Source organism: Streptomyces sp. NPDC006435 (assembly GCF_040612315.1).
In the GTDB taxonomy this organism is placed as follows: domain Bacteria; phylum Actinomycetota; class Actinomycetes; order Streptomycetales; family Streptomycetaceae; genus Streptomyces.
Map to the genome: position 1 here is coordinate 91221 of NZ_JBEXPY010000035.1, position 7738 is coordinate 98958.

Below are 7738 nucleotides of genomic sequence, written 5' to 3' on the forward strand. Positions count from 1 at the left end.
CCATCTTTCGGAACGGGACGCCTCGTGCTCGCGGGTGTGCGGTTCACCCCGCGCGGACGGCGGCCAGCTGACGGATCGTCGGGAACATGTACAGGTCGCGCATGGAGACCGTGGCGCCGCCGCGTCGGCGCAGGGCCGCGCCGACGCGCATGGCCAGCAGCGAGTTGCCGCCGAGGTCGAAGAAGTTGTCGTCCGGTCCGACGGGGACGCCGAGCACCTCCTGCCAGATCTCCAGCAGGGCCGCCTCGAACGTGTCCTGCGGTGCCTCCCCGGCGGTGCTCCCGGCAGTGGCCGCGCCCTCCGGCTCCGCCTTCACGGGGGCGGGGGCCGCGACGCGCGGTTCGGGCCGTGCCGCGGGGGCGGGCGCGGGGAGCTTGCGGGCGTCGAGCTTGCCGTTGGTGGTGAGCGGCATCCGGTCGAGCGCGGTGACCGTCGTCGGCACCATGTACTCGGGCAGGTACTTGGCGGCGCGCTGCCGTACGGCGGCGGTGTCGTCGCCCTCCTCCAGCACCACGAACGCGTCGAGCTGGGCGGTCGCCGGGTCCTCGGGGTCGGTCCGGTTGAGCACGACGGCGGCCGAGGCGACCAGCGGGTCGTCCTGCAGGACCGCGCGGATCTCGTCCAGCTCGATGCGGAAGCCGCGCAGCTTGACCTGGTTGTCCAGCCGGCCGAGGTGTTCCAGCCGGCCGTCGGGCAGCAGCCGGCCCTTGTCGCCGCTGCGGTACAGCCGCTCCCCGGTGAGCCGGTCGACGCGGAAGCGCTGCTCGGTGAGTTCGGGCTTGTTCAGGTAGTGCGCGGCGACCCCGGCCCCGCCGACGTGGATCTCTCCGGCGACGCCGACCGGCAGTGGCCTGCCCTCGGGGTCGGCGACCCGCACCCACCAGCCGGGCAGGGCGTGCCCGACCGACTTCGATCCGGCGAGCGCCTCGGCGCGGGTGACCGTCTGCGCGGTCACGTGCACGGTCGTCTCGGTGATGCCGTACATGTTGACCACCCGGCAGGCGGTCTCCGGGTGCCGGTCGAACCAGGGCAGGAGCATGCGCGGTTCGAGCCCCTCGCCGCCGAAGACCACCAGGCGTACGGGGACGGGTTCGCCGCCGTCCCGCTCGACGTCCAGCAGGTGGGCGAAGGCCGACGGGGTCTGGCTGAGCACCGAGACCCGCTCCTGGACCAGCAGCCGGTGGAACTCCTCCGGCGAGCGCGACACCCAGTAGGGCACGACGACCAGGTGGCCGCCGGTGAGCAGGCAGCCCCAGATCTCCCACACCGAGAAGTCGAAGGCGCTGGAGTGGAACAGCGTCCAGGTGTCGTCCGTGCCGAGGCCGAAGTCCTCGGTGGTGGCGGCCATCAGGCTGAGCACGTTCACGTGCGGGACGACGACGCCCTTGGGGCGGCCGGTCGAACCGGAGGTGTAGATGACGTACGCCGGGTCCTGCGGGCCGGTCGCCGAGGCCGGCGGTCCGTCGCACGTCCCGGGGGCCAGTTCCGCGAGCTCCGCCGTGCCGATCACGCGCACGCCGTCGCCGCCGGGGAACTCCGCGTGGTCGGTGACGACCGTGGTGAGTCCGGCGTCCCCGGTGGTGTAGGACAGCCGTTCCTGCGGGTAGGCGGGGTCCATCGGCACGTAGGTGGCGCCCGCCTTGAGCACGGCCAGCAGGGTGACGATGAGTTCGGCGGACCGTTCCAGGCACACCCCGACGCGGTCGCCGTCGGCCACACCGATCCCGCGGAGGGCGTGGGCGAGCAGGTCGGCCCGGTGGTCGAGTTCGCCGTAACCGATCCGGGTGCCGTCGCAGGAGACCGCGACGGCGTCCGGGCGGGATGCCGCGAGGGCGGCGATCGTCCGGTCGATCCGCTCTGGCTCGAACGAGGGGGCCGGGGTGCGGCGGCCGAGTGCCGCCACCTCGCGCAGTTCGTCCTCGTCGAGCAGTTCCACGTCCGCGACGGGGGTGTCCGGCGACTCGACGAGCGCCCGGTGCACCCGGCGCACGTGCCGCAGCAACTGGTCGGCGATGTCGTCGTGCATCCTGCGGGCCGGGAAGTCGCAGCGCAGCAGCCGCTCACCGGCGTCGTGGGTCACCGAGAGCGTCACCGGGAACGGGGCCCGCTGGAACGGCCGATGGGCGACCGGGGCCGTGCCGGGGAGGCCGGCCGGGCGGTGGTCGTGGACGACGAGCCCGACGACGGGTTCGCTCTCGCCGACCGTGTCCGCCAGTTCCCGGCGGAGGTCGTCGGTGTACCAGGCCGGGCCGTCCGCCAGGGCCGCGCGGACCTGCCGGTCCGCGGCGGCGAGGGTGGTCGCCGGATCGGCCTCCACGGGGACCAGCGCGACTCCCTCGACGGCGTGTCCGTCCGAGGGGTCGGTGGCCAGCGCCGCGAGGACGGGCCGGGTGAGGCCCTCGTAGCGGGCGAGGACGATGCCCAGTGCCGTCGTCCAGCTCCCGGTGTCGCCCGCCGGGTGGTCGTCGGGCAGCGTCAGCAGCCGGGTCGCCGTCGTGTCCGGCCCCTGCGGGCGGCCGAGCCCCCAGTCCAGCTGGACGTCGAAGTGGCCGTCGGCGAGTCCGGCGGCCGGGGCGGTGCCGGGGCGCCGCCCGTCGGGACGCGGCACGGCACCGCCGGCGGGGGCCTGCCCCAGCAGTTCGGCGGTGAAGTCGTGCAGCGCGGTGGCGCCCAGCGCGCCGCGGTGCGCGACCACGACGAGTTCGCTCACCTCGTCGGCGTAGGTCAGCAGCACCGCGCGGACCGCCGCGTCCCGGTGCGCGACCAGCGGCCGGGCGAGTTCCCGCTCCCGCCACCGCTTGGCGTCGGGGGCGTCGGAGCGGCACGGCACCGCCTGCGGCCACAGCCGGGCGGTCCGGCGGAAGACCGGCACGGTGGCGGCCAGGCCGGCGGCCAGGTCGGCGAACCGCTTGGCCAGCCCGTCCCGCGCGTCCGCGCGCACGGTGTCGGTGAACCGTACGCACAGCGCGTGGCACACCGCGCCGGGGGCCTCCCGGCTGCTCTCCCGGACCCGGTCACGGGCATGGACGACGGTGCGCCGCGCCGGCGTGAGAGCTGCGACGGCGTCCTGTTCAGAGATCGACACGACTGCTTCCCTTGGCATGGTTGCGGTGCCTCACCGGATGGTGAAGCCACCGTCGACGGTGAGCACGGACCCGGTCACCTGCCTGGACTCGTCCGAGGCCAGCCAGAGGGCGGCCCCGGCCACGTCCTCCGGCTCGATCAGCGAGTTCATCGGCTGGGACTGGAGGAAGGTCTCCTCGTGCTCGGCGACCGGGAGGTCGAGCGACCTCGCGATCTCGGAGAGCATCCGCCCCTCGACCCGGCTGTCGTCCCGGATCGAGCCGGGGCACAGCGCGTTGACCCGTACCTTCAGCGGCGCGTAGTCGAGCGCGGTCGCCTTGGTCAGGCCGATCAGTCCGTGCTTGGACGCGGTGTATCCGGCGAAGCTGCGGTAGCCGACCAGACCGGCGGTGGAGGCCACGTTGATGATGCTGCCGGACCGCTGCGCGAGCAGCAGGGGGCCCACCACGGAGGTCATCCGCCAGGCGCCGGACAGGTTGATGTCGATCATCACCTGCCACTCGTCCTCGGTGATCTCGTGGGCCGGCTTCCCCGAGGGCCCCACGATGCCCGCGTTGTTGACGAGCACGTCGACGCGGCCGAACCGCTCGCACGTCCGGTCCACGGCCGTGCGCAGGGCGGCGAGGTCGCGGATGTCGGCCTGCGCCGTGATGACGGCGGCTCCCTGTTCACGGCACAGCTCCGCGGTGTGCGCGAGCTGGCTCGTGGTGCCGAGCGGGTAGGGGACGCCGTCGATGTCGTCGCTCACGTCGAGCAGCGCCAGGTCGGCGCCCTCCCGGCTGAACGCGAGCGCACAGGCACGGCCGACCCCGCGCGCGGCTCCCGTCACGATGACGGTCTTTCCTTGCAGGCGCACCAGGACTCCTTACAGTTGGGTGCGGTCGGCGGACTCGCCCGTGCCGCTCATCCGGGGCAGACGTCCGCGAGCACCCGGATCAGGCCCTCGGCGTTGTCGACCAGGTACATGTGACCGCCCTCGACCTCGACGAAGTCGAATTCCCGGCTGGTGGCCTTGCCCCACTCCATGGCCTGTTCGGTGGTCACCAGGGTGTCGGTGGTGCCGCGCACCGAGACGATCGGCGCGGGCAGCGGGGTGTCCGACAGGGGCACGTAGCTCTCGTGCATCTCGACGTCGGCCCGCAGCGAGGGCAGCAGCAGTTCGCGCATCTCCGGGTCCTCCAGCGCCTCGTGCCGGTAGCCCGCGAACTCCTTGACCCGCTCCAGGAACTCGTCGTCGGCCAGGCCGCTCGCGCCGTTCTCCCGGCGGGTCCACGGGCCGGGCGAGCCGCTGACCACCAGCGCGGCCAGGTCCACCCCGTCGGTGGCGGCCAGCCGGTGGGCGATCTCGTAGGACAGCACCGCGCCGAGGCTGTGCCCGAAGAGGACGACCGGGCCCGCGTCGGCCACCCGCTCCAGCACCTCGGGCATCAGGCCCTCGACCGCCACCGCCACGTCCTGGTAGGGGTCCTCGGCGAAGCGCTGCTCGCGGCCCGGCAGCTGGATGGCCGCGAGCTCGAAGCGGTCCTCGCACAGGGGCACCCAGGGCCGGAAGACCGAGGCACCCGCGCCGGCGAACGGAACGCAGAGAACCATTGTTTTTGCCATGTTCAATCCCTCTGTCTGCTGTGGGGCGAGCGCCACCGGGGCGTCACGCACGGTCTTCACGGGCGGTCCGGGCCAGCTTCTTCGCCAGCACCGCCCCCATCTCGGCGAGCGGCTGCGGCCGCATCAGGTCGTTGTGGGCGACGGCGACGTTGTGGACCTCCAGCCCGCCGTCGAGGTGGTGCAGCCAGTCGCCCGGCTCGCCCGCGGGGTCGACCGTCGCCGCGAACATCACCGCGTCCGCCCGGCAGCGTCCGGTGACCGAACCGGACTCGACCCGGAAGCTGTTGGCCATCACCTTCTGCAGGCGCCGCAGTTGCTGCTCCGTCAGCCCGGCGAGTTCCTTGCCGGAGGACCGCATCGCGGCCATCACCCGGTCGAACTCCACCGGTCCGTCGAGCTCGGCGGCCTCCATGCCGATCGCCGCCAGGATGCCTGCCAGGAAGTCCTGCTCGGAGAACGAGGCGCTCGGCTCCGCCTCCGTGCGCGGGTAGGCGTCCAGCAGGGCGAGCAGTTCGACCTCCTGGCCGGCGGCCTCCAGCTGTCCGGCCATGGCGTGCGCGACCCGGCCGCCGAGCGACCAGCCGAGCAGCCGGTAGGGGCCTTCGGGCTGGACGGTGCGGATGTGGGCCACGTAGTCGGCCGCCATCTCCTCGACGGTCTCCGGCAGCGGCTCGTCCTCGCCCAGGCCGGCCGCCTGGAGGCCGTACAGTCCGACCTCCGCGGGCAGGTGCTCCGCGAGACCGGCGTAGGGCCAGCTGAGCCCGCCGAGCGGGTGCACGCAGAACAGCGGTGCCCCGGTGCCGCCGGAACGCAGCGGCAGCAGCCGGCTCAGCGGTCCCGCCCCGTCGGTCTCGGCGAGGCGGACCGCCAGGGCCGCGACCGTCGGTGCCTCGAAGATCGACACCACCGACATCTCGGCGCCCAGCCGGTCCCGGACCATGCTGATGAGCCGGGTGGCGAGCAGGGAGTGTCCGCCGAGCTCGAAGAAGTTGTCGTCGATGGCGACCGTGTCGTGGCCGAGCAGTTCGGCGAAGACCTCGCAGAGCGCCGTCTCGGTCGCGTCGCGCGGGGCGCGGCCCGGCGCGCGTTCCAGCAGCTGCGGCTCGGGCAGCGCCTTCTTGTCGACCTTTCCGTTGGGGGTGACGGGCACGGCGTCGATCGTCGTGCAGTGGGCGGGCACCATGTGGCCGGGCAGCACGGTGGCCAGGTGGTCGCGCAGCTCCACCGGGTCCGGGAGCCGTTCCGGGTCGGCGGCCGTGACGTAGGCGGCGAGCTGGGCGTCACCGGCGGGCGTCCTGTGGACGGTCACGATCGCGCTGCCCACCAGGGCGTGCTGGGCGAGCGCGTGCTCGATCTCCCCCAGCTCGACGCGCTGGCCCCGGATCTTCACCTGGTCGTCGGTGCGGCCCAGGAACTCCAGGACGCCGTCCCGGGTGATCCGGGCCAGGTCGCCGGTGCGGTAGAGCCGGGAGCCGGCCGGACCGTACGGGTCGGCCACGAACCGCTGCGCGGTCAGGTCGGCCCGGCCCAGGTAGCCGTGCGCCAACTGCACACCGCCCAGGTACAGTTCGCCGCTGCTTCCGACCGGGGCCGGGCGGAGCGCGGCGTCCAGCACATAGGTCCTGGTGTTCCACACCGGCCGGCCGATCGGGACCACCGCGCCGGCGCCGTCCGCGGCGCAGTCCCACGCGGTGACGTCCACCGACGCCTCGGTCGGCCCGTAGAGGTTGTGCAGTTCGGCCGGCAGCAGCGCCCGGAAGCGGGTGCGCAGGCCGGACGGCAGTGCCTCGCCGCTGCACACCACGCGGCGCAGTCCGGTGCACCGGGCGGCCCCGGGCTCGGCGAGGAACACCTCCAGCATGGACGGCACGAAGTGCGCGGTGGTGATCCCCTCCTCCTGGATCAGCCGGGCCAGGTAGGCCGGGTCCCGGTGTCCGCCGGGCCTGGCGGAGACCTGCACCGCTCCGGTCACCAGCGGCCAGAAGAGCTCCCAGACCGACACGTCGAAGCCGGAGGGGGTCTTCTGGAGCACCCGGTCGTCCGGGCCGATCCGGTAGGTGTCCTGCATCCACAGCAGCCGGTTCACGATGCCCCGGTGCGGGACGACGACGCCCTTGGGGCGGCCGGTCGAGCCGGAGGTGTAGATCAGGTAGGCCGGGGAGTCGGGCAGCGGGCCCGGCAGTCCGGCGGCCGGCAGGGTCGCGGACTCCTCCTCGGTGGCCGGGTCGTCGAGCACGATCAGTTCCCTGATGGTGTCCTCGGCGCCCTCGGGAAGGCCGCCGCGGGCCTCGCCCGTGGTGAGCACGACGGCCGGATCGGCGTCGGCCAGCATGTAGGCGATCCGCTCGGCCGGGTAGTCCAGCTCGATCGGCAGGTACGCGGCGCCCGCCCTGATCGCGGCCAGGAGCGCGACGGTCAGTGCGGCCGAGCGCGGGACGGCCACGGCGACGGTGTCGCCCCGCCGGACCCCGCGGGCCACCAGCAGCGCCGCCAGCCTCGCCGAGCGCTCGTCGAGCTCCGCGTAGCTGAGGCACCCGTCCTCGGCCACCAGCGCGGGCAGCTCCGGCGTCCTCGCCACCTGCGCGGCGAACAGCCCCGCGATGGTCTCCGCCTCCGGACCACCGGCCGGCACCGCCGGCAGCTCCAGCACCCGGTCCGTGTCGTTCCACCCGGTCAGCAGCTGTTCGCGCTCGGCCCGGTCGAGGAGGTCGATCCGGCCGATCGGGGTCAGCGGGTCGGCGGTGCCTGCGGTGAGGAACCGGACGAGGCGTTCCCCGATGTGCTGGACGGTGTCCTCGTCGAAGAGGTCGCAGCTGTACTCGACGGTGACCTCGATGCCCGCCGGAGCACCGTCGAGATCCGTGCGCTCGACGAAGTTGAACCCCAGATCGAACTTCGAGGCACCACCCCCACCGTCCACCGGACGCGCCACCAGACCCGGAAGATCCAACGACGCCACCGCATTGTTCTGCAACACGATCATCACCTGGAACAACGGATGACGCGCCATCGAACGCGACGGCTGCAACGCATGCACCAACTGCTCGAA

At 73.4% G+C, this 7738-nt stretch carries 4 protein-coding genes; all 4 read right to left on the minus strand.

The genetic code is table 11. The annotated features are described in order from the left end of the window. Positions 1-43: 43 nt before the first annotated feature. The 4 genes from ABZZ04_RS28945 to ABZZ04_RS28960 are packed head-to-tail and all read right to left on the minus strand — an operon-like array spanning position 44 to position 7726. A complete protein-coding gene (locus ABZZ04_RS28945; RefSeq protein WP_356935159.1) occupies positions 44-3085 on the minus strand; it encodes an amino acid adenylation domain-containing protein in 3042 nt (1013 codons plus the stop codon). 30 nt (positions 3086-3115) lie between these two features. After that, positions 3116-3940 carry a mycofactocin-coupled SDR family oxidoreductase gene (locus ABZZ04_RS28950; protein ID WP_356935160.1) on the minus strand — a complete coding sequence of 275 codons (825 nt, stop codon included), beginning with the start codon at positions 3938-3940 and terminating at the stop codon, positions 3116-3118. A gap of 47 nt (positions 3941-3987) precedes the next feature. Then, positions 3988-4689, minus strand: a complete 702-nt coding sequence (locus ABZZ04_RS28955; RefSeq protein ID WP_356935161.1) for an alpha/beta fold hydrolase — start codon at positions 4687-4689, stop codon at positions 3988-3990. Positions 4690-4732: 43 nt separating this feature from the next. Further along, positions 4733-7726, minus strand: coding sequence for an amino acid adenylation domain-containing protein (locus ABZZ04_RS28960; protein WP_356935171.1), 2994 nt, complete (start codon positions 7724-7726; stop codon positions 4733-4735). Between the last annotated feature and the right edge of the window lie 12 nt (positions 7727-7738).

What these genes read in the sequence shown, in the direction of transcription:
- ABZZ04_RS28955 (WP_356935161.1), bottom strand. Translation starts at nt 4,689, where the DNA reads ATGGCAAAAACAATGGTTCTCTGCGTTCCGTTCGCCGGCGCGGGTGCC.